At 63.7% G+C, this 23,694-nt stretch carries 25 protein-coding genes; 13 read left to right on the top strand and 12 right to left on the bottom strand.

Annotation, left to right across the window (positions count from 1 at the left end; genetic code table 11):
* Positions 1–379 precede the first annotated feature (379 nt).
* From J7302_RS04325 to amn, 3 genes are all read left to right on the top strand, one after another.
* Positions 380–1,033 carry a TetR/AcrR family transcriptional regulator gene (locus J7302_RS04325; RefSeq protein ID WP_215370981.1) on the top strand — a complete coding sequence of 218 codons (654 nt, stop codon included), beginning with the start codon at positions 380–382 and terminating at the stop codon, positions 1,031–1,033.
* Positions 1,030–2,679 carry an acyl-CoA dehydrogenase family protein gene (locus J7302_RS04320; protein WP_215370977.1) on the top strand — a complete coding sequence of 550 codons (1,650 nt, stop codon included), beginning with the start codon at positions 1,030–1,032 and terminating at the stop codon, positions 2,677–2,679. Before J7302_RS04325 ends, J7302_RS04320 begins: the two co-directional genes overlap by 4 nt.
* 127 nt (positions 2,680–2,806) lie before the next feature.
* A complete protein-coding gene (gene amn, locus J7302_RS04315) occupies positions 2,807–4,288 on the top strand; it encodes an AMP nucleosidase (protein ID WP_375740247.1) in 1,482 nt (493 codons plus the stop codon).
* A 76-nt stretch (positions 4,289–4,364) separates the two neighbouring features.
* On the opposite strand, the gene J7302_RS04310 is transcribed toward amn, so the two are convergent.
* The gene (locus tag J7302_RS04310) at positions 4,365–5,417 is read right to left on the bottom strand and encodes an MBL fold metallo-hydrolase (protein WP_215370974.1); all 1,053 of its coding nucleotides are present in this window, start codon (positions 5,415–5,417) and stop codon (positions 4,365–4,367) included.
* A 79-nt stretch (positions 5,418–5,496) separates the two neighbouring features.
* On the opposite strand from J7302_RS04310, the gene J7302_RS04305 reads away from it, so the two are divergent.
* The gene (locus J7302_RS04305; protein WP_394359070.1) at positions 5,497–6,132 is read left to right on the top strand and encodes a pseudouridine synthase; all 636 of its coding nucleotides are present in this window, start codon (positions 5,497–5,499) and stop codon (positions 6,130–6,132) included.
* A 9-nt stretch (positions 6,133–6,141) separates the two neighbouring features.
* Here J7302_RS04305 and J7302_RS04300 read toward each other — a convergent pair whose 3' ends face one another.
* From J7302_RS04300 to J7302_RS04280, 5 genes are all read right to left on the bottom strand, one after another.
* Positions 6,142–6,345 (bottom strand): DUF2788 domain-containing protein, encoded by a 204-nt coding sequence (locus J7302_RS04300; protein WP_215370967.1) that lies wholly within the window; start codon positions 6,343–6,345, stop codon positions 6,142–6,144.
* 172 nt (positions 6,346–6,517) lie between these two features.
* Complete coding sequence (locus J7302_RS04295) at positions 6,518–6,997, bottom strand: Lrp/AsnC family transcriptional regulator (RefSeq protein WP_215370964.1); 480 nt, start codon at positions 6,995–6,997, stop codon at positions 6,518–6,520.
* 521 nt (positions 6,998–7,518) lie between these two features.
* The gene (locus tag J7302_RS04290) at positions 7,519–8,403 is read right to left on the bottom strand and encodes a cation diffusion facilitator family transporter (protein ID WP_215370959.1); all 885 of its coding nucleotides are present in this window, start codon (positions 8,401–8,403) and stop codon (positions 7,519–7,521) included.
* Positions 8,400–8,903, bottom strand: coding sequence for a DinB family protein (locus tag J7302_RS04285; protein ID WP_215370954.1), 504 nt, complete (start codon positions 8,901–8,903; stop codon positions 8,400–8,402). Before J7302_RS04285 ends, J7302_RS04290 begins: the two co-directional genes overlap by 4 nt.
* Positions 8,904–8,905: 2 nt before the next feature.
* Positions 8,906–9,325: a polyribonucleotide nucleotidyltransferase gene (locus J7302_RS04280; protein WP_215370949.1), complete on the bottom strand. Its 420-nt coding sequence runs from the start codon at positions 9,323–9,325 to the stop codon at positions 8,906–8,908.
* 128 nt (positions 9,326–9,453) lie between these two features.
* Between J7302_RS04280 and hrpB the strand changes: the two genes are divergently transcribed.
* The gene (gene hrpB, locus J7302_RS04275; protein ID WP_215370946.1) at positions 9,454–11,976 is read left to right on the top strand and encodes an ATP-dependent helicase HrpB; all 2,523 of its coding nucleotides are present in this window, start codon (positions 9,454–9,456) and stop codon (positions 11,974–11,976) included.
* Between the two features lie 119 nt (positions 11,977–12,095).
* Here hrpB and J7302_RS04270 read toward each other — a convergent pair whose 3' ends face one another.
* Complete coding sequence (locus J7302_RS04270) at positions 12,096–13,181, bottom strand: endonuclease/exonuclease/phosphatase family protein (RefSeq protein WP_215370943.1); 1,086 nt, start codon at positions 13,179–13,181, stop codon at positions 12,096–12,098.
* A gap of 92 nt (positions 13,182–13,273) precedes the next feature.
* Here J7302_RS04270 and J7302_RS04265 point away from each other — a divergent pair, with 92 nt between their 5' ends.
* Both J7302_RS04265 and J7302_RS04260 read left to right on the top strand, forming a co-directional pair.
* Positions 13,274–13,519 (top strand): CDGSH iron-sulfur domain-containing protein, encoded by a 246-nt coding sequence (locus J7302_RS04265; protein ID WP_215370940.1) that lies wholly within the window; start codon positions 13,274–13,276, stop codon positions 13,517–13,519.
* A 13-nt stretch (positions 13,520–13,532) separates the two neighbouring features.
* Positions 13,533–14,336, top strand: coding sequence for a substrate-binding periplasmic protein (locus J7302_RS04260; RefSeq protein WP_215370937.1), 804 nt, complete (start codon positions 13,533–13,535; stop codon positions 14,334–14,336).
* Here the strand turns inward: J7302_RS04260 and J7302_RS04255 are convergent.
* The 4 genes from J7302_RS04255 to J7302_RS04240 form a co-directional block, all read right to left on the bottom strand.
* Positions 14,330–14,761, bottom strand: coding sequence for a VOC family protein (locus J7302_RS04255; RefSeq protein ID WP_215370934.1), 432 nt, complete (start codon positions 14,759–14,761; stop codon positions 14,330–14,332). The two genes, J7302_RS04260 and J7302_RS04255, sit on opposite strands and share 7 nt — an antisense overlap.
* A 46-nt stretch (positions 14,762–14,807) precedes the next feature.
* Positions 14,808–15,470, bottom strand: a complete 663-nt coding sequence (locus J7302_RS04250; protein ID WP_215370931.1) for a YciC family protein — start codon at positions 15,468–15,470, stop codon at positions 14,808–14,810.
* 74 nt (positions 15,471–15,544) lie between these two features.
* Positions 15,545–16,024 (bottom strand): YbaK/EbsC family protein, encoded by a 480-nt coding sequence (locus J7302_RS04245; RefSeq protein WP_215370928.1) that lies wholly within the window; start codon positions 16,022–16,024, stop codon positions 15,545–15,547.
* Between the two features lie 56 nt (positions 16,025–16,080).
* Positions 16,081–16,692: a cysteine hydrolase family protein gene (locus tag J7302_RS04240; protein WP_215370925.1), complete on the bottom strand. Its 612-nt coding sequence runs from the start codon at positions 16,690–16,692 to the stop codon at positions 16,081–16,083.
* 86 nt (positions 16,693–16,778) lie between these two features.
* Here J7302_RS04240 and J7302_RS04235 point away from each other — a divergent pair, with 86 nt between their 5' ends.
* Both J7302_RS04235 and J7302_RS04230 read left to right on the top strand, forming a co-directional pair.
* Entirely contained in the window at positions 16,779–17,258 is a 480-nt protein-coding gene (locus J7302_RS04235; protein WP_215370922.1) for a LabA-like NYN domain-containing protein, read from the top strand.
* A 36-nt stretch (positions 17,259–17,294) separates the two neighbouring features.
* Entirely contained in the window at positions 17,295–17,906 is a 612-nt protein-coding gene (locus tag J7302_RS04230; RefSeq protein WP_215370919.1) for a 3'-5' exonuclease, read from the top strand.
* Between the two features lie 114 nt (positions 17,907–18,020).
* Here the strand turns inward: J7302_RS04230 and J7302_RS04225 are convergent, their stop codons facing one another.
* Entirely contained in the window at positions 18,021–18,500 is a 480-nt protein-coding gene (locus tag J7302_RS04225; RefSeq protein WP_215370916.1) for an Lrp/AsnC family transcriptional regulator, read from the bottom strand.
* 160 nt (positions 18,501–18,660) lie between these two features.
* On the opposite strand from J7302_RS04225, the gene yedA reads away from it, so the two are divergent.
* From yedA to J7302_RS04205, 4 genes are all read left to right on the top strand, one after another.
* Positions 18,661–19,611, top strand: coding sequence for a drug/metabolite exporter YedA (gene yedA / locus J7302_RS04220; RefSeq protein ID WP_394359077.1), 951 nt, complete (start codon positions 18,661–18,663; stop codon positions 19,609–19,611).
* 73 nt (positions 19,612–19,684) lie between these two features.
* On the top strand, positions 19,685–21,010 hold the full coding sequence (locus J7302_RS04215; protein ID WP_215370910.1) for a DEAD/DEAH box helicase: 1,326 nt from the start codon (positions 19,685–19,687) through the stop codon (positions 21,008–21,010).
* Between the two features lie 214 nt (positions 21,011–21,224).
* Positions 21,225–22,055 (top strand): response regulator transcription factor, encoded by an 831-nt coding sequence (locus J7302_RS04210; RefSeq protein ID WP_215370906.1) that lies wholly within the window; start codon positions 21,225–21,227, stop codon positions 22,053–22,055.
* A 486-nt stretch (positions 22,056–22,541) separates the two neighbouring features.
* Complete coding sequence (locus J7302_RS04205) at positions 22,542–23,660, top strand: ABC transporter ATP-binding protein (protein ID WP_394359069.1); 1,119 nt, start codon at positions 22,542–22,544, stop codon at positions 23,658–23,660.
* Positions 23,661–23,694: the final 34 nt, after the last annotated feature.

Raw genomic sequence — 23,694 nt, 5'->3', positions numbered from 1 at the left:
TTCGGAAGGCACATCTCTCACAGTCAGCCACGGTTTGTAAGAAGGACCTTCCCCTTGGCCAAAACCAGCTTTGATGTGGCGACGTATGTCCTCAGGGGTTAGAAAACGCTTACCTCTCAAGCGCACCTCCCATGGAAATGGCGGAGGAGTCGTCTGTTGCATAGGTAAGGCTAGGTAGTTCGGGGTGTCCTGCTCGGAAGGATGACAATCGGCTTTTCACGGAAAAACCTTATTTTTCAATTAGATATGCGATTGTCAGATTATTTTGTTATTTATCAAAATATATTGGCAGAAACCACGCTGATGGCGGCGTTTTTCCCTCTTTCTGCAAAGTCTGAATCCTGATTCACTGAGATGAGAATGAATTGGGATTCAGACCATGGCCTATCGCGCTTCCGCCACCCGCATCGACCGCGACCTTGAACTGCGCGGACGCATCCTCGCCCGTGCCCATGCGCGGGTGGTCGAGGGCGGTTTCGCTGCCCTGACCATGCAAGCGCTGGCCGAGGATGTGGGGATCGCCACGGGCAGCCTGTACAGACATTTCGCTGGCAAGGGCGAGCTGGCGGCCGAAGTCTTCGCCCAGGCCAGCCAGGTCGAGGTCGACAGCCTGGCCGACGTGCTACGCGGCCCCGGACCAGTCGCCTCGCGCCTGGCAGCAGGCTTGCGTCAGTTCGCGGCCCGTGCCTGGCATAGCCGGCAACTGGCCTTTGCGCTAATTGCCGAGCCGGTCGACCCGCAGGTGGACGAACAGCGTCTGCGCTACCGCGAGGCGTACGCCGAGCTGTTCTGCCGTTTGCTCGAGGAAGGGCAGGCCCGGGGGGAGTTCGAGGTGCCCTCCGTGCCCCTGGCAGCCGCTTGCCTGGTGGGCGCCATTGCCGAATCGCTGGTCGGCCCATTGTCGCCCGCCGCCCGTGCCGAACGCGTGTCCGGCCTTGCGCCTGATGGCCTGCAAGCGGTCAGCGACAGTCTCGTCACATTCTGCCTGCGCGCCCTTGGCGCCAGCCAACCCGTCCAGGAGGACCAGCCATGAGCCTGCATCAGTTCGCCGAAACCCATGACGTGTTCAACCAGGTACCGTCCCTGGATGGTGCCAACCTGTATCGTGTCGACCTGCCGCTGCAGGAGTGGATTCGCCGTTTCGCCGGTGGCTGGGCTGAGCACCGCCTGGATACTTACGGCGCCCTGGCGGGCGGACCGCTGATGGCTGCGGGCTTCCCGGCCAACGAAAACAAACCGGTGTTCAAGAGCCACGACCGCTACGGCAACCGGATTGATCTCGTGGAGTTCCACCCCGCTTATCACGAGTTGATGAAAGCAGCCATCGAGCACGGTATTCCCTCCATGCCGTGGACTGACCCGCGCGCCGGCGCTCAGGTAGCCCGCGCTGGCATGAGCTATCTGCACAGCCAGGCCGAGGCGGGCACGGGCTGCCCCTTGACCATGACCTACGCCAGCGTGCCGGCGTTGCGCCTGCAGCCGGAGATTGCCGAGAAGTGGCTGCCGAAGATCCTCGCCACCGAGTACGACCCGCGCAACGTACCGATGGAGCAGAAGGCCGGGGTCACCATCGGCATGGCCATGACCGAGAAACAGGGCGGTACCGATGTCCGCGCCAACACCACCCGTGCCCATCCGGTCGGGATTCCCGGCCCCGGGCAAGCTTACGAGTTGGTCGGGCACAAATGGTTCTGCTCGGCACCCATGTGCGATGCCTTCCTCACCCTGGCCTATACCGACAAGGGTTTGTCCTGCTTCCTGCTGCCGCGTCACCGGCCGGACGGCACGCGCAACCAGTTCTACATCCAGCGCCTGAAAAACAAGCTGGGCAACTGGTCCAACGCGTCCAGCGAAGTGGAGTATCGCGGCGCGTTGGCCTGGATGATCGGCGAGGAGGGGCGCGGCGTGCCGACCATCATCGAAATGGTCGCTTTGACCCGGTTCGATTGCATGATCGGCTCCAGCGCGCTGATGCGTCAGGCGCTGACCCAGGCTACCCATCACTGCGCCCACCGCAAGGTTGGTGGCCGTGTGCTGGCTGAGCAACCGCTGATGCAGAACGTGCTGGCCGACCTGGCCCTGGAGAGCGAGGCCGCGCTGGCCCTGACTCTGCGCATGGGGCGCGCACTCGACCAGGCCCATGACGAACAGGAAGAAAAGTTCGCCCGACTAGTTACAGCGGTGGGCAAGTACTGGATCTGCAAACGGGCTCCGGCAATGATCAACGAAGCTCAGGAATGCATGGGCGGCGCCGGCTACGTGGAGGAAACCATCCTGCCGCGCCTGTTCCGCGAAGCACCCGTCAACTCCATCTGGGAAGGCTCAGGAAACGTGCAATGCCTCGACGTGCTGCGCGCCCTGTCCAAGGAGCCTGGTGTACTGGATGCTCTGTTCGCCGAACTGGGCGATGGTGCGGGCGATGCCCGGTTGGCTGCCCATATTGGACGGCTCAAGTCGGGCTTCAGGGAAACCGCCGACATCCAGTATCGCGCTCGTCAGCTCACGGAAGATGTGGCAGTTGCGCTGCAGGCCAAGTTGCTGCTGGAGGCCGGCAATGCGGTTGTCTCTGACGCCTTCATCGCCAGCCGCCTTGCAGAAAGTGGGCGCGTCTATGGCACCTTGCCGCGGGGGATCGACGTCGAAGCCCTGGTGGCGCGTGCCACGCCGCATCTGGTTTGAGTGGAGACCCCGTGAGGTCAGCGCTGCTTTCGGGCGGCGCTGAGACTGGATTGTGCGGACTCTGTCGATTCGCGCTATGCCTTTTGTCATTTGCACAGGCAAGATAAGGACACTGCGATCAGAAAGGATGCCGCCCGTGAGCCTCGACTCGACTGAGTTCTTTGTTGCCGAAACCGCCGAGGCAGCCGTCGACCGCCTCGCCGAGCTGCACCAACGGGCCACTGGAGCCCTGAGCCTGGCGCTCAAGGGCTACATAAAAGAGCGCGTTGAGCCCGACGCGCAACAGCGAGCCCTGTTCCGCTACCCGCTGCTGCGCATCACCTACCGCTGCCAGGGCGAGGTGCCGTCGACTACCCGCGCCTTCGCCAAGTTGCAGGAGCCGGGGGTCTACAGCGTCACCGTGACCCATCCGGATGCCTTTCGTAAGTACTTGCTGGAGCAACTGCGGCCGCTGATGAATGACTTCACGGTGCTGGTCGAAGTCGGTCCGAGCCAGCAGAACATTCCTTACCCCTATGTCGTGGAGCACGGTGACGAATTGGCGGGCTCCGGAGTGACCGCAGCCGAGTTGGCGCGGGTGTTTCCCAGTACCGACCTTTCCGCTGCCACCGACGGTGTGGCCGATGGCCTCTACGACTGGGAGAATGTCGACCCGCTGCCGCTGGCGTTGTTCGATGCGGCGCGCGTCGACTTCTCCCTGCGCCGCCTGGTGCATTACACCGGCAGCGACTGGCGTCATGTACAACCGTGGATCCTGCTGACCAACTACCACCGCTACGTCGACCAGTTCATCCGCCACGGCGTCGACCAGTTGCGCGACGATCCGCGCTTCGTGCGCATGGTGCTGCCGGGCAACGTGGTGGTCGAACGCGGCATGGATGAGGGCGAAATGCAGGCGATCATCGACGGGGTCGTCTGGCACCGCTACCAGATGCCGGCCTATCACCTCATTGCCGACGATGGCCATGGCGTCACGCTGGTGAACATCGGGGTGGGTCCTTCCAACGCCAAGAACATCACTGACCACCTCGCCGTGCTGCGCCCGCACTGCTGGCTGATGATCGGCCACTGCGGCGGCCTGCGGCAGTCGCAGACCATCGGCGACTACGTGCTCGCCCACGCTTACATGCGTCGTGACGGGATTCTCGACCGCGTCCTGCCGCCGCACATCCCTCTGCCGGCCCTGGCAGAAGTCCAGCAGGCCCTGCAGGAGGCCGCTGCACAGGTCACCGGAGAGCGCGGGGACGACCTCAAACGGCGCCTGCGTACCGGCACCGTGCTGACCTACGACGACCGTAACTGGGAGTTACGCTGGGCCCAGGAGCGACCCTTGATCAACCTGTCGCGTGCCGTGGCCGTGGACATGGAAAGCGGTACGGTGGCCGCCCAGGGCTATCGCCTGCGGGTCCCGTACGGCACCTTGCTCTGCGTGTCTGACAAGCCACTGCACAGTGAAATCAAACTCCCCGGATCGGCCAGCGCTTTCTATCAGCGTGCCGTCAGCCAGCACCTGCGCATCGGCATCGCCGCGCTTGACCTGCTGCGTACCCAGCTCAACTCGTTGCACTCGCGCAAGCTGCGCAGTTTCGACGAGCCTCCATTCCGTTAGGGCGGGACGATGGGCTCTTGGAGGCGTGAGCTTGCTCGCGAACCCTGCGCGGTCATTTTCGCGAGCAAGCTCGCACCTACGGATATTTGTCCACAACCGGGATCAGCCACTGATAGCCCGGCGTCGGCACGCGGAAGGTATCGCGATCTACCTGATGGTCAGCCAGCGCCTTGGCGAGATCCTGGGGCGGGGTGAACTGGCCTTCGTCCGAGAGCCGGAACGTGCCGAAGTGGATCGCCAGGCTATGCCGCGAACCCAGATGCTTATGGGCCTGTACGGCGTCGTCCGGGCTCATGTGGTTGTCGCGCATGAACCAGCGTGGCGCGTAGGCACCGATCGGCAGGGCGGCAAAGCGCATCGGGCCGAAGCGCTCACGAATCAGGTGGAATTCCGGCCCTAGGCCCGAGTCACCCGGGAAGAGTACCGGGCCATCCGGCGATTCGATGACAAAACCCACCCAGAGTGTCTGGTTGGTATCGCTTGTGCCGCGTGCCGACCAGTGCTGCACCGGCACGGCGTGCAGCAGCACGCCATTTTCCAGGGGTAGCGACTGCCACCAGTCCAGTTCGACGATGCGTTTGAAGCCGGTCTCGCGGATCAGTGCGGCGTTGCCCAGTCCAGTCGCAACCGTCGCCAAGGGGAAGCGCTCCACCAGGGTGCGCAGGGTGGCCAGGTCCAGATGGTCGTAATGGTTGTGGCTGACCAGCACCAGGTCGATGGGTGGCAGCCGGTCAAGGGGCAGGCCCGGAGGATGGTGGCGCCGTGGCCCCAGAAAATTGACCGGGCTGACGCGTTTGGACCAAACCGGATCGGTGAGAATATTCAAGCCGCGATGCTGGATCAGCAGCGTAGCGTGGTTGATGTAGGTGACCCTGAGTTCGTCGCCGTCTACGCGTTTCACCACTTCTGGCGGCACGGCCGGACCGGGCAGGTCGACCCAGGTCGCCTGCTTGGCCCGGGTCAACTGCCAGCGCAGCAGGGCGCGCAGGTTCTTGTGGGGCTTGGGTTCGATATTGTGAAAGCGCTGACCGTCGAAGTGGTCGGACACAGGCCCCTGATGGGGCGCGCCAGCACGTCCGAAGAAGGAGAGCACGCCAATCAACCAGCTGGGGCGCAGGGCACGTGGCATGGGGATCACTCTTGCGGTGAAGTCACGCTCAACCTAGCATGCCGGTCCCGCTCACTGTCCAGTCAACTCGTCTCCAGGCATGTCGCGTCCACCTCGCTCCACTCGTCCCGCTGCACGCCGCCCTCAGGCAGGCGCACCCCGCCGTATGGCCAAGGCGCCCCCCGCCGAGCCACGATTGGTGGTGTTCAACAAACCCTTCGATGTGCTGACCCAGTTCAGTGATGGCGAGGGGCGGGCGACCCTGAAGGATTTCATCGCCATTCCCGGCATTTATCCTGCCGGACGCCTGGACCGTGACAGCGAAGGCTTGCTGCTGCTGACCAACGACGGTCGTCTGCAGGCGCGCATCGCCGACCCGAAGCACAAGCTGCCCAAGACATACTGGGTGCAAGTGGAGGGCGTGCCGGAGGCTGATCAGCTGCAACGTTTGCGTGAGGGGGTGGAGCTCAATGATGGACCGACCCTGCCCGCAGAGGTCCGCGTGCTGGGGGAGCCTCAGCTGTGGGAACGCCACCCGCCCGTGCGCTTTCGCAAGAGCGTGCCCACCACATGGTTGGAATTGGTGATTCGCGAGGGGCGCAACCGCCAGGTGCGGCGGATGACGGCGGCAGTCGGCTTGCCTACCTTGCGGCTGGTACGCGTGCGTATCGGTCCCTGGAGCCTGGAGGGCCTGGAGCCGGGGCAGTGGCGGGACGAGCCGGCGCGACTGCCCTGAACGGCGCAGTCAGACGCCTTCCAGGCCGCCGATCACCAGGGTCTTGATCACGAAGCCGAGTACCCCGAGGCCGAGGGCGAGGAACAGGATCATCGTGCCAAAGCGGCCAGCTTTGGACTTCTTCGCCAAATCCCAGACGATGAACGCCATGAACGCGATCAGGCCGGCAATCATCGCGGTCATCATCAGTTCTTCAAACTTTTCCGGGCTCATCACTTACCTCGCGGGCTGAAAACAGGCTGCACCAGCCGGGCCGACGAGCCAGGCGGAAGGCGGGCGATGCACTTGTGGTTGTGCGAGCCGGAGGGCTCTTGTAGGGCGGGCCGCGCGGGGTACAGCAAAGCGCGGCGATTATACGCCAAGCGGGCCCATGCGCTATTGCCGCTCAGCTGCGCAAATGGTTCAGCGGCAGCTCGGTGCTGCTCAGCACCTGATTGAGTACGAAGCTGGAGCGCACGCTGGTCACGCCTTCAATGCGAGTCAGCTGGCCCAGCAGGAACTGCTGGTAATGCTCCATGTCCGGCACCACGACCTTGAGCTGGTAGTCCGCCTCCATGCCGGTGACCAGACTGCACTCCAGGACTTCGGGGCATTGGCTGATGACCTCCTGGAAGTGCTCGAAGCGCTCCGGCGTGTGCCGGTCCATTCCAATCAGCACATAGGCCGTAAGGCTGAGACCGAGCTTCTTGCGGTCCAGCAGGGCGACCTGGCGCAGGATGTAGCCGTCGTCTTCGAGCTGTTTGACTCTGCGTGAGCAGGGCGAAGGCGACAGGCCGATGCGCTCGGCCAGCTCCTGGTTGGAGATGCGCGAATCGTGCTGTAGCTCGGCGAGGATCTTGAGGTCGTAGCGGTCGAGCCTTTCCATTTCAAGTGCCTTCTTTTGTCTGCTTGCTGGATATGCTGAACTTTTAGCTGATTATTGCGCAAGTTGTTTTGTAGTGAGCAATATTCGCAATCATTCGTCGCGCTTGAAGCTTTAAGATTTCTTTCAGTTTCACGGCCCGGACAGCAAGTCCACCCGACCCGCTCAATCAGGCGCGTCGGCGCCACCGAGCCCACCGGTTCGAGTTGGCCCCCGGGTCCGCGCTGCCCAATCAGGCAGGCGATGAAAGCGGCGACAAAATCGCCAGCACAGGACGAATTTCCCGAAGGGGGCCCGCAGTATGGGGCCCTCTTTTTTATTGCCTGCCGGCAGACACTGCTCCTGCTTCTCGGGTGCCGGCTGGGGATCCACACTGTAGGATCGAGCTTGCTCGCGAATGGTGCCGAAGCGGGGTCGCCAGCAAGCTAGCTCCTACAAAATAACCACCGCGCCTTCTCCGGCAAGCTGGCTCCTACAAGGGGCGCGGGGTGGCCGGATGCAACACCTGATCCTGGTAGAGCGCCTCAGGCGCTGACCACCTCGCAAGGATCAGCGTGAACCAACACCTCCGCGCGCGGGTACTGAGCGGTGATGGCCGCTGCGGCCTGCTCGCAGAGGATGTGGGCGGCCGAAAGCGAAAGGTCGCCGGGCAGTTCGAGGTGCAGTTGCACATACCAATGAGTGCCAGAGACCCGGGAGCGCAGGTCGTGGGCACCCAGGACGCCTGGGATGGTACAGGCCAGCCGCTGCATGTCGTCGGTGATCGTGGTGGACAGCTCTTCATCCATGAGCACCGAGACCGACTCGCGGGCGATGCTGAAGGCGCTCCAGAGGATGTAGAGGGCAATCCCCATGCCGAACAGGCCATCGGCGCGATCCCAGCCGAGGCCGGCTAGAACCAGTGCGACCAGAATGCCGCCATTCAGCAGCAGGTCCGAGCGGTAGTGCAGCGAGTCCGCACGAATGGCCGTCGACCCAGTGATGCGGATCACCTTGCGCTGGAGGGCCAGCAGGCCAGCGGTCAGCGCCAGGGCCAGCAGCATCACCGCGATCCCGAGGCCTTCGGCATGCAGTGGTTCCGGATGCCGGATGCGCTCCACTGCCTGAGTGCCTACCAGCAGGGCGCTTACCGCGATGAACAGGGCTTGGCCGAGGCCGGCGAGCGACTCCGCCTTGCCGTGGCCATAGCGGTGATCGTCGTCTGCGGGCTTCAGCGCGTAGTGCACGGCAAGCAGGTTGAGGAAGGACGCGGCGCTGTCCAGCAACGAGTCGGTGAGGCCAGCGAGCAGGCTGACCGAACCGCTCAGCCACCAGGCTATGGCTTTGGCGATGACCAGGGTGATCGCCACGCCGAGGGACGCGCGGGTGGCCAGGCGGAGAAGGCTCGCATGCTCCTGCTTGGATTTCATGGGGATTCCGGTTTGAAGTAGATGAAATCCATGGCCGGAGTCTCCAGGCCCATCATCGAGAGTGCAGCCGAGGCTTGACCTCGGTGATGGGTGCCGTGGTTGACCACATGCGTGATGATTTCCGCCAGCGAGCGTTGCTGCGGCTCGCCCCGCATGTTCCGGTACACGAGCGGTTGGGTCAGGCTGTCGTCGTCGTGCCGTGTCAGCACCACCTGCCAAGCACTTACGCCTTCCGCCAGGTACGTTGGCAAAAGCTGGCGGTCGGCGACGGCCTCGGCATCCAGCCGGTCGAACGGCGCGGGTTCTTGTCGAACCCGCGCCAGCCAGATGCGGTCGACGACGGCCAAGTGATTGAGCGTGCCGTGCAGGCTGCTGAAGAACAGTCCGCACGGGGCATGGTAGGCCGTGTCGTCAACCTGCTGCAGGCTCTCAAGCAGGCGCTGGAAAGCCCAGCCGTGGTACGCCAGCAGCTGCTCGAGGTGACGGGCAAGCAGACGCATGGTCAGGCTGCGGGACGCAGGCCGAGGGTGGCCAGTTGTTCGAGGTTGCCGGTGCGTTGCAGCACGCGTGGGTCGTCCAGCGGCAGGCTGCGGCCGGTTTCATGCTCGATGATCGCCTTCAGGCGAGCGGTGTCCACCTTGCCATCGGTACCAATGGCATCTTGTAACAGCTCAGGCGAAACCTGAACGGTCTGGCCAGCGGGCAGGTAGATGGCGCCGGTGGCGAAGTCGACGGCGAAGGCAATCAGGCCGGGAATTACGAAAAAGAGGATGCCGATGGCGTCCAGGGCGGCGACGACGGGGTCGATCTTGCCTTCGATCTGACCGCGACGGTCTGGGAAAAAGATCGTGCCGCAAGCGGTCAGCTGGGTGAGCAGGGCAGTGGCGACCAGGCCACCAACGAGGCGAGACGGCATACGCATAAGCAACTCCTGATCCAAAAAGAAATAACTATACCAAGCAGTCCGTTGCAAAAGTGCTTGGTGTATCTAAGACCTCGGCAAGCAACTGGCAGTTCGCCGGTATAATCGCTGTCCTGCCTGGAGTTGCCATGATCGCCCTACCCATCGATGCCGTCCTGCCTGAATTGCGCGGTGCCCTGCACGCTCGCCACGAAGCCGTACTGGAGGCTCCTCCCGGTGCCGGTAAAACCACCCGCGTGCCTTTGGCGTTGCTGGGCGAACCGTGGTTGGCCGGTCAGCGCATCCTGATGCTGGAACCGCGTCGGCTGGCCGCTCGCGCGGCGGCCGAGCGCCTGGCCAGCGAGCTGGGCGAGGCGGTGGGAGAGACCGTAGGCTACCGCATCCGCCTGGAATCCAAGGTAGGCCCGCGTACCCGCATCGAAGTGGTCACCGAGGGCATCCTTGCCCGCCGCCTGCAGGAAGACCCGGCCCTGGAAGGGGTTGGTCTGGTGATCTTCGACGAGTTCCACGAACGGAGCCTGGACGCCGACCTTGCCCTGGCGCTGTGCCTGAACGGCCGCGCATTGCTGCGCGACGAGCTGCCGCTGAAGGTGCTGTTGATGTCCGCCACCCTGGAAGGGGAGCGCCTGTCACGCCTGCTGGACGATGCTCCAGTCGTGAGCAGCGAGGGCCGGATGTACCCGGTCGAACTGCGCTGGGGTAGACCAGCCCAACTCGGCGAGGCGCTTGAGCCCAAGGTTGTGCAGACGGTCCTCCAAGCCTTGGCGGATGAACCTGGCAGCCTGCTGGTGTTCCTGCCCGGCCAGGCGGAGATTCGCCGCGTCGCCGATCAATTGGCAGAGCGCCTCGAAGGCTGTTCCGATGTGTTGTTGTGCCCGCTTCACGGCGAACTGGACCTCGCGGCCCAGCGCGCGGCCATCGAACCGGCACCGGTTGGCAAGCGCAAGGTGGTGCTGGCCACCAACATCGCCGAAACCAGCCTGACCATCGATGGCGTACGGGTGGTGGTCGACGCTGGCTTGGAGCGGGTTCCACGTTTCGATCCCGCCAGTGGGATGACCCGGCTGGACACCCAGCGCATCTCCCGTGCCTCGGCCACCCAGCGCGCAGGGCGGGCAGGGCGACTGCAGCCGGGTGCCTGTTATCGGCTCTGGTCGGAGGCCCAGCATGAGCAACTGCCTGCTCATGGCACTGCGGAGATCCTCCAGGCCGACCTCGCTGGCCTGGCCTTGCAACTTGCCCGCTGGGGCGTCGGTGATCCGCGCGAGCTGGCCTGGCTGGACCTGCCGCCGCCAGCAGCGTATGCCCAGGGCCGCGATCTGCTGCAGCGGCTGGGCGCCTTGGACGATGGAGGTGCGCTGACACGCCACGGGCAGGCCATGGCCGAACTTCCCGCACACCCGCGTATTGCTCATTTGCTCCTGCGTGGTCAGGCGTTGGGCCTGGGGGCCTTGGCGTGTGACCTCGCGGCCTTGCTCGGCGAGCGTGACATCCTGCGTGGCGGTGGCGCCGACCTGCACAGCCGCTTGGCCCTGCTGTCAGGTGAAGACAGATCTGCGCGTGGGGCTCGTGGCGGGGTTCAGCGGGCCCGACAGCTTGCTCGGCAGTTCCGCGCCTACCTGCGGGGGCCGGCCACGGAGGCTGTGGTGGAACCTGGAGATCCGCGATGGCTGGGTTGCCTGCTGGCGCTCGCCTATCCCGACCGCGTCGCCCAGCAACGCCGCCCCGGCGGTGCTGAGTACCGCCTGGCCAATGGCCGAGCGGCCACCTTCGGTGAGCCGGACGCCCTGATGAAGGAGCCCTGGCTGGTCATCGCCGATCTGGGTAGCCGCCAAGGGCAACGCGAGGAGCGGATTTACCTGGCAGCCGACCTTGACCCGAGCCTGTTCGAGGGGCCGTTGGCCGAGCAGGTCCATGCTCTGGAAGTGTTGGACTGGGATGAGCGCGAAGGCGTGTTGCGCGCCGAGCGGCAACGCAAGGTTGGCGAGCTGGTGCTGGCCCGCGAAGCGCTGGCGGGGCTGGATGAGGAGGCGCGTTCCCGGGCCTTGCTTGGCCTGGTCCGGCGCAAGGGGGTGGAGCTGCTGCCCTGGACGGCGGAACTGCGCCAGTGGCAGGCGCGGGTGGCCCTGCTGCGACGTCTCGATCTGGCCGAGAAGGGCGACAGCGAATGGCCAGATGTGTCTGACGCCGCGTTGCTGGCCAGCCTGGAGGACTGGTTGCAGCCCTGGCTGGGCAAGGTCAGCCGCCTCAGCCACTTCGGTAACCTGGACCTGCCGGGGATTCTCCAGGGGCTACTGCCTTGGCCGCTGCCGCAACGACTCGACGAACTGGCGCCGCGCACACTGGAGGTTCCCTCTGGCTCGCGGATTCGCCTGGATTACAGCGAGGACATGCCGGTCCTGGCTGTGCGCTTGCAGGAGCTGTTCGGTCTGGCCGACACGCCGCGCATCGCCAACGGGCGGCAAGGCGTCAAACTGCATCTGCTTTCGCCGGCCCAGCGTCCGGTGCAGGTCACGCAAGACCTGGCCAGCTTTTGGCGCAACACCTACGCCGAGGTGAAAAAGGACCTCAAGGGGCGCTACCCGAAACATTACTGGCCGGATGACCCGCTGGTGGCCGAACCCACCGCACGGGCCAGACCGAGGAAGTGATGTGGCAGGGGCGACTTCATTCGCCCTGCGAACCGAGGGGCCGGCAATCGCCATCGGGGCGGAGTGGGCCGCAACCGGCGGTGCACATGGTGCACCCTACGTGGTGCCTGGCTTGGTGTTCACTGCGCGGGCGGTAGCAGGAAGCGTGCGATCAAAGGCAGGTGGTCGGAGATGCCCAGGGTATCCTGCTGGCGGACCCGTGCATCGATGCGGGTCAGGTGCGGGCTGTGGAAAACATAGTCGAGCGTGCGATCGGGCCTGTCCACGCGCGGGTCGTTGGGGAAATGGGTATACCAACTGGCCTGTTCCGGACCGCTGGCTTCGTCGATGCGGGGAACCATCGGGTAGTGTTCCCATAACGCTTGTAGCGGGGTGTCGCGGGGGTAACGCGCCTGCTGGGATGCCGCTAGATGATCGAACTGCCCGGGCGGCAGGAGATTGAGGTCACCTCCCAGGAGCCAGATTTTCCCTTCGATCTCCAGGCTGTCGAGCTGGGCGCGGACCATCGCCAGCTGACGCTGCTGGACGTCCTGTCCTGTGGTATGGGCATCCAGGTGGGTATTGATCACCGTCAGGTTGCCACCACCTCGAATGGGCAGTTGGCTCACCAGCAGCGCACGCTTGGGGGCAAACAGTTGCCTCAGCGGGAGTTGTTGTAGCTCTGGTAACTGCAGGCGCTCGGCGTTGGCAATCCGGAACCGGCTCAGCGTGGTCAGCTTGGTGCCAACGCTGCCAAAGATATGCGGATCGGGAACGAAGGCCGCTTTCCAGTAGAAGGCCTGGCTGGTACAGGGGTAGAGGTCGGCCAGGCGTTCCTGGAGCAGCGCTAGCTGGTCCTGGTAATCGGTCGCCTTGGCGCCTTCGTGGAGTTCCTGCAGGTTGAGGATGTCCGGCTGCTCCTCACGCACCACGCGTACCACTTCATCCAGGTTGTAGGCCAGGTCTTCGCGAGTGGGGCGTTCGTCCGGTCCGGAGCCATTGGCCAGGTCGTAATAGAAGACATAGCGTTTGCCGGCGAGGTACTGGAGGTTCCAGGTCATCACCTTGAGTGCCTGCCCGGGCTGCACTTGTGCCACGTCGCCGGTACAGGCGAGCGTTGCCGGTTCGCGCTCTGCCGGATGCCACGTCAGCGCATATACCAGTGCGACCAGGCCGATGGCGATGGCGGCAACGCTGAGCAGGGCATAGCGCAGGACTCGGGGCATTGGAAAAGAAAGCAGGACTATTCTTGGAAAAGGCGAGCATACCCGAGAGGCCGGCATCGCCCAAGCAACGTGAGCTGAGGAGGAGCTGGGAGATGACTGAGCCTGTGATCGCCCAGAAGGGCCCTTACGCGGTCGATGTGGTAGCTGGCCAGGATTATTTCTGGTGTCGCTGCGGGCGCAGCCAACAGCAGCCATTTTGTGACGGATCGCACAAGGGCAGTGGCCTTGCGCCACTCAAATATCATGCAGAACGTACTGAAACCCTGTATTTCTGTGGCTGTAAACACAGCCATTCGCCGCCTTGCTGCGATGGGACCCACAAGCAATTAGCAGATTGATCCGGGAGCCACCATGGGGCCGGTCGCAGTTCTCTGCTCACGTGTTTCTCCCCGCCATCGGCGCTGGCCGCGAGCCTGGATTCTTGCAGGCCTGCTCATTCTATTGCCGGGCGTGGCCTCGGCGGAGCGCGCGCCACTGCGTGTGATGACCGACTATTGGCCGCCATTCCGTATCGCCGGTGATGGCGGCCAGCTGCGCGGGCTGGATATCGACGTGCTAAAGGAACTGGAACGCCGTACCGGGTTGCGTTTCGACGTGCAGCGCGCACCCTGGAGTCGAGGCTTGGCCCAGTTGAGCAAAGGCACGGCGGACCTGATGACCGGGCTGGCGAAGACGACGGAGCGTGAGCACTACATTGACTACCTGGAGCGTCCGTACTTTGCCTGTGCGCCGCGTTTCTATGGGGGGCAGGAGTTGGCCGGGGAGGTCACCGATTACCGCAAACTGCGCGCCCATGAGATTGGCTACGTTCTGGGTTCCGCCTATTTCGAGCCGTTCGACTCCGATAATGGCCTGCGCAAGGTCGGGGTCAGCAGCGAGAGCCAGCTTTTGCAGATGCTGCGCCACAAGCGCTTGAAGCTGGTGGTCGGTACCGACTGCCAGGTCGACTACGAGTTGCTGCAGGACCCGCAGCTGGCTGGACGTATCGTCAAACTGGCCTATCGACCGCCAGCGCGCACGGAACTGTTCCTCGGTTTCTCCCGGCAGCGCGTGCTCGGAGCCGAGCGCGAAGCAATCGCCCAGGCGCTGGGGCAGATGCTGGACGAGGGCTGGGTGGCCGAAGCAGCCCGGCGTTACCGACCCGGCGCTCACTGAGCGTGGGGCTCGATATAAAGCTCGTAGACCAGATCCAGATCCCAGTACGACGCTTCGATCTTGTGGCCGTCCGGGTCCCGGACAAAACAGCCAAAATAGGGGTCGCCATAGTCGGGGCGGGGGCCGGGCTCTCCTTCACCCTTGGCCCCGGCATCCAGGGCCGCCTCGTAGAAGGCCATCACGGCAGCCTTGTCCGGTGCGAAGAAGCCGATGTGGGTTCCATTGCCGACGCTGGCAGGGCGACCGTCGATGGGGGTCTGGACCCAGAACTCGGGGTATTCCCGGCCGTAAGCCACAGCGCCCGGATGTTGCATGATGCGCTTGCAGCCCAGGGTGGGCAGAACTTTGTCGTAGAAGGCCACGGCACGCTCGAAGTCGTTGGTGCCGAGGGAAACGTGGGAAAGGATGCTGGGGTTTTCGGCCATCGTGGGCTCCTCCTTGAGTGCCGGAACCCAGAAGACTAGACCGCTTTCACTGTTCCGGCACTGGCTCGTTGACCAGGCTGAACAGGCGATACAGCGCCACGCTGACAAACAGCTGGAAGAAGCTGTTGAAGCTTTCCAGCATCACGATCCCCACCGGATCCGGCTGGTCGCCGAGCTCCTGGTAGGCCCACCAATCGATGAGCCAGATAGGCCCCATAACCATCAGGATGCAAGCCAGGATGGTGAGAAAGTGCCCCTTGGTCAGCTCAAAGCTCAGGCGGATGGCATCCAGCGGTGACTTGCCCTCCAGCACCAGCAGGTATTCGGCGAAGGCCAGCTTGATCATCACATAGAGGCCGGGAAGGATCAGCATCCAGGCGCCTACCATGATCAGCAGGGTGCTGATGGCAGCCAGCACGGCGAACGAGGGCCAGCGGAACAGCGTCAGCTCGATCACCTGCCTGGGTTTGAGACGGATGCGGTGGCTGCGGCTGTCGGTGAATATGATCAGGGCACCCACGTACAGCGGGTAGAACAGCATGCTGACGATGATCGACCAGGCTTGCACCTTGCTTTGCCCGAGCCAGGCGAGCAGGACCTGCTGCGACACGGCCTCCGTCAGGATGACAGGCAGGCAGAGCAGGGCGATCTGACCGACATTGCGGGAAAAGAAGTACCAAGTGTCGCGCAGGAGTTCGAGTGGATTCATGGGCTGGCAGTCACATCGTCAGCAGTACGTCTTGCGAACTTTAGCCCATGCGGGCGTAGCCGCCCAAGACAGGCTCAACCTGAATGGAAGTGCAGCACCCGGTTGCGTAGGGTAGGTAGCAGACGGGCGATGTCAGAAGTCGCGACCTCCAGGGTGCGCTCCGGTGGTCCGGGCGAGTAGATCAGGTAGTCGTGTTCCAGGATGGCGTCGTCGAATACCAGATCGATCGCCGCGCCATGGCCGAGCGGACAGGCGCACCGCGGCACACAACCGGTCAGCGCGACCAGTTCCGTGTCGCTGGCGATGCTCGGGCGTGCGCCCAGCAGCGATTTGAGGCACGCCCAGTCCACCCGCGCGGCCTCAAGCGTTGCGAGCATGGCGTAGCGGCCGCCTTTCAAGCGCAGGAACAGACTCTTGCTTTCGACCCCGCGCAACCCGAATCGCTGGCGGATCACATGGGCCGTCGCGTAGTCGAGCACCGCTTCGTGGTGGACTTCCCGATAGGGAATGGCGAGGTCGTTGAGCAGGGCCAGGTTGCGGTCGTAGAGCGACATGATGGGAATCGTGGCATGGAGAGGGCGCCATGATAATCGCTCGGGTCGGGCCCGGGTCAGCCTGCTCGGCTGTTTCCAGGTCCCCGGGCACGTCCCTGGCCTGCCGACCTCGGCTCGCTCTGCAGCAGGTCAGCGCTGAACACCACATCGGCGTATTCGCCCTGCAGATTGGCCATCGCCATATCGTGCACCTCATCAGCCGTGCGCGGCCGACCGGAGAAATCAGCCTTGGCGAAGGTGTAGCAGGCATCCGCCACCACTCGGGTGGCAAAACCCAGGTTGCTGGCACTGCGTGCCGTCGCTTCTACCGAGTTCTCGCTGGCGACGCCGACGATCACCAGGCTGTCGATGCCGCGTACCCATAGCCAGCGCTCCAGGCTGGTGTGGGTGAAGGCATCGGTGACATTCTTCTCGAACACCTGCTCGCTGTCGTGCGGAGCCAGCGCAGGTTGGAACAGGGCGCCAGGCTGCCCGGGTGCGAATACCGAGTCGGGCTCGCGGGAAATATGGCGGATATGCACCACTGGCCAGCCCGCCGTGCGCCAGCATTCCAGTAGCTGAGCAATTCGGGCTTCGGCTTGCGGATTGTTGCGTGGCCAGCCCAGACGCTGGATACCTTGCTGCATATCGATGATCAGCAGTGCACTCTGGCTGCGTTGCGAGGTCATATCCGCATTCCCTTACCCAAGGCTGGCATACTGGACGGGACTTTAGCTTCCATCAGCCGTCGCCAGCCAGCCGCCGAGGACTTCCGGTGAAAAAGATTGCCGTATTCGCCGATGTGCAGAACCTCTATTACACGGTGCGCCAGACCTATGGCTGTCACTTCGACTACGGGACCTTCTGGCGGGGCGTCTGCGCTGAAGGGGACATCGTCGAAGCCTATGCCTACGCCATCGACCGTGGCGATCCCAAACAGCAGCAGTTCCAGCAGATCCTGCGCAACCTGGGCTTTACCGTGAAGCTCAAGCCTTTCATCCAGCGCAGCGATGGATCGGCAAAAGGTGATTGGGATGTTGGCATCACCATCGATGTGCTGGACGCCGCGCCCCGCGTCGACTTGGTGGTGCTGGCCTCGGGCGATGGCGATTTCGACCTGTTGCTGGAGCGGGTCCGCACGGCCCATGGCGTGGAAAGCCTGGTCTACGGCGTGCCCGGCTTGACCGCGCAATCCTTGATTCGCTCTGCTGACCGCTATGCGCCCATCGAGGGCGCCCTGCTGCTCAGGGGCTGAAGCAGTCCCCTCCGCTAACTGAACCTGGAACGATTTGTGGAACCCATCGCCGTCATCGACTTCGAAACCACCGGTATCACGCCGGGCGACCATTGCCGCGCCACCGAGATTGGGGTGGTCATCCTGGAGGGTGGGCGTATCGTCGACCGTTACCAGAGCCTGATGAATGCAGGCGTCCGGGTACCGTCCTTCATCGAGGGGCTGACCGGCATCACCAATGCCATGCTGCGCGAGGCGCCGCCGATCGCACAGGTGATGGGCGAGGCTGCAGATTTCGTCGGCGACCTGCCACTGTTGGCGCACAACGCCTCCTTCGACCAGAAGTTCTGGGATTCCGAACTGGCGCGCCTCGGCCGCAGCCGCCGACAGGCTTTCGCCTGCTCCCTGCTGCTGGCCCGGCGCCTGTTGCCTGAAGCGCCCAATCACAAGCTGGGTACCCTCAACAGCTGGGCCCGCCTGCCGAATACCGGCAAGGCCCACCGGGCGCTGGCTGATGCCGAGATGGCGGCCAACCTGACCCTGCTCCTGGCTGAGCGCCTGCATGACCAGCACGGCATTGCCGAGGTGTCTCATGGATTGTTCTGCAGCCTGCAGAAAGTGCCGGCGGCGAAGATTCCCGAGGCGCTCAGGAGGCATCGAGGGGCGTGAGTCGCCTCTTTCCCCCTGGGCGAGGCCTGGAGAAGAATGCCTTGACCGTGTGGGTGCGAAATAATTCGCATAGCAGGCCCTCGGCTCGCCCTTGGCGGCCAAGCCCACCGTCCCTCAGCCCTTCGCCGGCCGCAACACCTCGACCTTTCCTTGCTGCATCTGCAGCACCGCGGGAATGCGCTGCTCGAATGGTGTCGAGAGGACCAGCGAGGTCTTGGTTGGCCCGTACTTGCCGATCTGGTCGATCAGGTCCTGCAGTTCCGGCATCGAGGCCACGGCGCCCTTGATCAGCAGGCAGGCGTCGCCGGTGACGCGGTGGCAGAGGGTCAGCTGGGGAATCTTTTCCAGGGCTTCCTGGGTGCGCTTGTAATCGTGATCGACAATGCGCAACTCGATCACGCATTCGATCGGTAGACCAATCTTCGCCAGGTCGACGCTGGCGTGATAGCCGGTGATCACCCCGCTGGCCTCCAGCTTGGCAACACGGTCCGCCACCGCAGGCGGCGACAGGTTGACCCGGCGCGCCAGGTCGGCAAAGGAAGCGCGGCCATTCTCTATCAGCGCTGCAAGCAGCAAACGATCATATTTATCCACAAGTGCCTCCTTAAATAGTGATCTGATGAATCGAAGGTTGTGAGCCTGAATTTCAGTTGATTAATAAGTGCAGAGGCAAGTCAAGCAGGTTTCTGGGCTTATTTTGCCGGTGATGCCTTATCTAAAATAAACACCCGTTTCCCTCCTGCGTCGAGTCCCGATCATGTCTTCGCGCCGTTTTCCGCTTCTGCTGATTGGGGCTTTCATCGCCCTTTACCTGATCTGGGGATCGACCTACCTGGCGATCCGCATCGGTGTCGAGTCCTGGCCTCCGCTGCTGATGGCCGGTATTCGCTTCGTCGTCGCCGGTGGACTGATGTTTGCCTGGCTGCGCTGGCGTGGTTTGCCGAACCCGAGTTGGCAGGAATGGAAGGCTGCTGGCGCCATCGGCTTTCTCCTGCTCAGTTGTGGCAACGGCGGGGTGACCCTGGCCGAACACCTGGGCGTGGCCTCCGGTGTGGCGGCCCTGGCGGTGGCCACGGTGCCCCTGTTCGCCTTGCTCTTCGGGCTGATCTGGGGGCAGCGCACCACGCGTCTGGAGTGGGCGGGCATCGCCCTTGGCCTGGTCGGCATCGCCCTGCTCAACCTTGGTTCCAACCTGCAGGCCAGCCCGCTCGGCGCGGCGCTGATCATCTTCGCCGCCGCCGCCTGGTCGTTCGGCTCCATGTGGAGCAAGAACCTCAAGCTGCCCGCCGGCCCCATGGCCAGCGCAGTGGAAATGCTCGCTGGCGGCTTTGCCCTGCTGGCCGGTAGCCTGCTCAGCGGCGAGCGCCTGGTTGCGATGCCGACGGTCGCCGGTTGGAGCGCGCTGGCCTATCTGGTGGTGTTCGGCTCGATCATCGCCTTCAGCTCCTACCTTTATCTGCTGAAGAACGTTCGCCCGGCGGCCGCCACCAGCTACGCCTACGTCAACCCGGTGGTGGCCGTGCTGCTCGGCATCGGCTTTGCCGGCGAGCAGATCGGCATGGAGGAGGGCATGGCGATGCTGGTGATCATCAGCGCCGTGATCCTCATAGGCCTGCCGCAGTGGCGCGAGCAGAAGGAGCAGGTGGTGCAGCCGTCCCTTGAGGGGCAGCCAGACGAAGGGCAGACCAGGCGCGATGCCGCGTAGGACCTAAAGCCCGCGGTAGATTCACCGCGGCCTGTTAAACTTGCGCCTTTGTGCAATTACTGGCTGCTCCTCCATGACTTTCGCTTCCCTCGGCCTTATCGAACCCCTGCTGCGTGCCATCGAGGCACTCGGATACCAAACTCCATCGCCGGTGCAGGTCGAGGCGATCCCCACCGTGCTCAAGGGCCGCGACCTGATGGCCGCCGCCCAGACCGGCACCGGCAAGACTGCGGGCTTTGCCCTGCCGCTGTTGCAGCGCCTGATCCAGGAAGGCCCGCAGGTAGCGAGCAATTCGGTGCGTGCCCTGGTGCTGGTGCCGACCCGCGAGCTGGCCGAACAGGTCAACGAGAGCTTCCGTGTCTACGGCCAGCACCTTCCGCTGCGCAACTACGCAGTCTACGGCGGGGTAAGCATCAACCCGCAGATGATGAAGCTGCGCAAGGGCATCGACGTCCTGGTCGCCACTCCGGGCCGGCTGCTCGACCTCTATCGACAGAACGCGGTGAAGTTCAACCAGCTGCAGACGTTGGTGCTGGACGAGGCCGACCGCATGCTCGACCTGGGCTTCGCCCGCGAGCTGGACGAAGTTTTCGCCGCGCTGCCGCGGCGCCGGCAGACCCTGCTGTTCTCCGCCACTTTCTCCGACGCTATCCGTCAGATGGCCAAGGAGCTCCTGCGCGACCCGCTGTCCATCGAGGTCAGCCCGCGCAACGCTGCGGCCAAGAGTGTCAGCCAGTGGCTGATCCCCGTGGACAAGAAACGCAAGACCGAGCTCTTCCTGCACCTGCTCGAGGAGCGCCGTTGGGGCCAGGTGCTGGTATTCGCCAAGACCCGCAAGGGCGTCGACCAATTGGTGGAGAGCTTGCAGGCAGAAGGCATCGCTGCCGACTCGATCCACGGCGACAAGCCGCAACCCTCGCGCTTACGGGCGTTGCAGCGCTTCAAGGATGGAGAAGTAAAGGTGCTGGTAGCCACCGACGTGGCGGCTCGCGGCCTGGACATCGACGACCTGCCGCTGGTGGTGAACTTCGACCTGCCTATCGTCGCCGAGGACTATGTACACCGCATCGGCCGCACTGGCCGTGCCGGCGCCACCGGCGAGGCGGTCTCGCTGGTCTGTGCCGACGAGGTGCAACTGCTGGCTGCGATCGAAGTGCTGACCCGCCAGACACTGTCACGCCGTGACGAACCGGGCTTCATACCGGATCACCGGGTGCCGCAGACCGATGCTTCCGGCCAGGTATTGAAGAAGCCGAAAAAGCCGAAGAAGCCCAAGGAATTCCAGTCCGGTGCCGGCAAGCCCGGCAAGGCGAAGCTCGGCAGCTGGATCGATAGTGATAAACCCAAGGTCAAGGCGGTGCGCAAGGCGCCGGGTTTTGGCAAGGCGAACAAGGGCTGATTGCTACTCGTCACCCGGGCTTGTGGCAATGGGTGACGCCGGGTGGGGCGATACGGGCGGGGATGGGGCAGGGCCGCCAGGCCCTGGGCAGGGGCAGCCGCGAGCTAGAGGCTTGGGCGTGGCCTTCAGGATCTTGGCGCATTTCGTGCATTTCCGTGCGAAATGCTGAACGCCTATAGTGATTGAAGCTAGCCCAACTTCAGGCTATTCCTCCATGCGCCACAAGGAACTCAAGCACTGGACCACCGGTGTCTCCCATCTGCTCACCCAGCCCGCCGGCCGGGCCCGTCTGCTTGGCCTCAGTCAGTGGCTGCAGCAAATCTGCCACGTCGATCACTTCGTGCTCTTCGTCTACGAGGGCAATCACCGGCCCCTGGCGCTGTTCGACACTTTCCCGGCAGACAAGCGCCACGTCTATGTCGAGGACTATCAGGTCGGCCCCTACCTGCTCGACCCCTTCTACCTGGCCTGCACCCGCAACCAGGCCCCCGGCCTCTGGCGCCTGCGCCAGTTCGCGCCCGACCATTTCTACCTGGGTGAGTATTACGTCACTTATTACCAGCAGACCGGTTTGACCGAGGAAATCGCGTTCTTCGTCGACCTGGCCGAAGGCGCCAAGGGTGTGCTCTCCCTGATGCGCAGCACCTGCAGCCCAGCCTACAGCCGCGATGAGATGCAAATGCTCGACTGCGCCCAGCCCGTGGTCGAACAGGTGGTGAACGAAGCCTGGGAGCTCTGTCGCGCCCATGCCCCGCGCCCGGTGCAGGACTTGGACTACAAGATTCGCGAAGCCTTCGACCAGTTCGGCGCCCACGTGCTGACCGCTCGCGAGCAGGAGGTGGTGCAGATGCTCCTGCGCGGCCACTCCAGCGCTTCGGTGGCCGAACACCTGGCCATCAGCCCTGGCACGGTGAAGATTCATCGCAAGAACATTTACGCCAAGCTCGGGATCGGTAGCCAGTCGGAACTGCTTGGCCTGTTTGTCCGCGATCTGAGCGGCCAGCGTGACGAGCGTCTGGATGAGCCTTTGCGCACGGCCGTCTGAGGTTTATCGCTGAACGCGATTAATAGCCTGCTGGTCAATAACCAACCAGTCTTATGTAAGCCATACACCATAAGGCTTGTAGGTTAGTGCCCACGACTTATCCACAACGATTTGCACAGAATTTGTGGCCTATTCCTGTGGGGGCGAATTCATTCGCCAAGGGCTGCGCAGCAGCCCCCGCTCACGCAAGAGGACAGGCTGCTGGCCTGCTTCGCGAATGAATTCGCCCCCACAAAGGCAGACCGCCCCTCTCCTGCTCAAAAACCGAGCAACAGCTTCCAGGCCTTGATCCTTGGCCTCCCCAGCCTGGAGTCCATAACTTATCCACAATCCAGTCCACAGAATCTGTGGCTTGTTTCCCGTGGAGCTCGGTACCGCCCCGTGGCCGGCGGGACCGCCTATCCCCCAAGGGATATATACAGCTGAAAACCCCCATTGCTAGCGTATGGCCATATGCCAAGAACACCTGCAACCAAGGGGCCGGCTGTGAGCGATGCAAGCGAAGTCTTCGATATCGAGTTCCGCAACGTGGTGAAACGGTACGGAGCGGTAACGGCGGTCAACGGGCTCAACTTCAAGGTGCGGCGCGGAGCTTTCCATTCCTTCCTCGGCAGTTCCGGCTGTGGCAAGACCACCACGCTGCGGATGATCGCCGGCTTCGACCAGCCCAGTTCAGGTGAGGTTCTGCTGGACGGGCATTTCGTTGCCGGGGTGCCGGCCTACCAACGGCCGGTGAACATGGTGTTCCAGAGTTATGCACTGTTCCCGCACCTGACGGTGGCAGAGAACATCGCCTATGGCCTGCGCTACCACAGCCCACGCCCGGACCGCGCCGAGCAACGGCGCCTGGCCGACCAGGCTCTGGAAATGGTGCGCCTGTCCGGCTTCGGCCTGCGCAAGCCCCATGAGCTCTCCGGCGGCCAGCAGCAGAGGGTGGCCCTGGCCCGGGCACTGGTCAACAAGCCAACGGTGCTACTGCTCGACGAGCCCTTGGCAGCGCTGGACCGCAAGCTGCGCAAGGAGATGCAGTCCGAACTGCTGCGCCTGCAGCGCGAGGTGGGCATCACCTTCGTGCTGGTCACCCACGACCAGGAAGAGGCGCTGTCGATGAGCGACAGCATCAGCGTCATGCTGGACGGCCAGATCCTTCAGAGCGCCAGCCCCGAGCAGCTCTACGAATCGCCGGCAAGCCGCTACGTCGCTGACTTCATCGGCGAATCCAACTTGTTCGACGGCACCGTGCGGCGTATCGACGGCGACCGCGTGCTTCTGGACACCGCACAAGGTCTGCAACTGGTCAGCCCGCAGACGCCCACTGGGCCAGCCCTGAAGGTATCCGAACCAGGCTGCATTGCCGTGCGCCCGGAACTGATCGCCATCGGTGTCGAGCGCGATGCCATGGCCCGAGATATTAGCCTGCCGGGCCAGGTGGTGGACCGCATCTACCTCGGCAATCTCACTGAATACCGTGTGCGCACCGAGCCTTTCGGCATCGTCTGCGTGCGCGTGCCGCGCCATGGCCAGCACGAGCGTTCAGCATTCGAACATGGATCGCCGGTGCGCATCGGCTGGGATCAGGCGAGCGGCCTGGCAATGGCGCTTTGACAGGGACAACACCAACCACTCACAGGCGGGTAGC

The organism is Metapseudomonas boanensis (assembly GCF_018704125.1).
GTDB lineage: Bacteria > Pseudomonadota > Gammaproteobacteria > Pseudomonadales > Pseudomonadaceae > Metapseudomonas > Metapseudomonas boanensis.
The sequence above is the reverse complement of the archived record's forward strand: the minus strand, read 5'-3'. Positions and strand labels throughout refer to the sequence as shown.